This is a genomic window from Alicyclobacillus vulcanalis (assembly GCF_900156755.1).
GTDB lineage: Bacteria > Bacillota > Bacilli > Alicyclobacillales > Alicyclobacillaceae > Alicyclobacillus > Alicyclobacillus vulcanalis.
Genome location: NZ_FTOO01000031.1, coordinates 1 through 1333, shown reverse-complemented (window position 1 = coordinate 1333; position 1333 = coordinate 1). Strand labels below are relative to the sequence as shown.

Here is a 1333-nt window from a genome sequence, read left to right as displayed (position 1 = left end):
TGCGTGTCCAATTCGGCTTCAAGCATTTCTTGGACGGTGCTCGCGAAAAGATCCTTGAGCATGCTTTGGACGTCGTGAATATCCTTCAACTTGCCTTCTCGAATGAGTTGACGGATTTGCTCCTTGGATATCAGTTCCATGTACGTTCACTCCCCTTGTAGACTCCCACTCCTGGGTTCGGGGAGTTTACACAGTTCATTTTACACTCTCATTCGCGGTAGAGACGATAGCGCGACAAAATCACCGTAGATCTTCAACGCTTGTTCCATTTATTTTCCTTTGATGAGAAAATAGAGGCCCGCCATTTTCATCCGCCTCTTGTGCCCAACCGGGCATAGCGATTTACATTCTCGATTCGCCCTGTCCGCAGTTTGATCCTAACATCAAAACCCTCGCGCCGCTCCGAAGGATCTGTTTCCATCCATTCGTCGAAGGAAAAGAGCCATGTTTGTCAAAGATACATGTTGGACTTCGCCCCCGTAGAAATGGTTTACTCGATACCATTTTCTTTCTTTCAAGCTGAGGTGAAGTCCATCTTTATGCTCGACAAACCTTGCCGCACAAGGGCTCGTAATTCTGCAAAAGGCTCAACGAATTACACAACTCTAATTAACATTAAACTTCGCTAAAGGAGGCGATAGTGATGCTACTATGTAAACACCTCAAGAACATAGTTTATAGGGAAATAGAAAGAGGGAACGAGCCTTTAGAAGTAGAGAATTGGTCAAATATATGCCTGAATGTTAGATTTAAATATAAATTTGATAAAATAAATACTAAAGAAGCATTAGATAGCGTTTGCCTGAAAAAATGGGAGAATACAGACTCGCACTATACAGTCGAACAAGGAATTATGTGCTTGTGTTGTAGTATTAGCGTGTCCTTTCCTCTTGAGCAGGATTGATGGCTCAAAGAGGTTTGCAATGTTGACATGAACAGAACTATCTGGCGGCACTGATAGTTAGCTTCTGCGCCTGTGACGGCAGATGAGCGTCAACACCGGAGTCATTTTGGCCCTTTTCGGCGGGTTAGCTTTGACCCAACCAGCGGCGTCGAATCAGGATGTAGTCGCAGTCTCTCGTGGAGCGCCGCAGACGCCGATCCAGCCCTTTTCACCTCATCCGTCAGGTCCATGTTCGGCATCCGTTCGAAGAGATACTTGAGATACGCGGTCGGATTCAGTCCATTTTCCTTCGCTGTCTCCACGATGCTGTACGTCACGGCACTCGCCCGCGCTCGGTAGTGTCCCGTCAAGAGGTGTAAATTCACCGTTTGTGTGTACTGTGTGACATCGGTCAGCTTTGTCCCGTTCGGGACGATATCGACCGTCTTC

1 protein-coding gene and 1 pseudogene are annotated in these 1333 nt (G+C 46.8%); both read right to left on the bottom strand.

Translation table 11 applies throughout. The features are described from left to right. Positions 1-140, bottom strand: a pseudogene (locus BW934_RS15615) ((2Fe-2S)-binding protein); the annotation flags it as partial. Positions 141-1005: 865 nt separating this feature from the next. Further along, positions 1006-1333 (bottom strand): transposase domain-containing protein (locus BW934_RS15310; protein WP_234969863.1); only part of this gene is annotated, 328 nt, incomplete at its 5' end.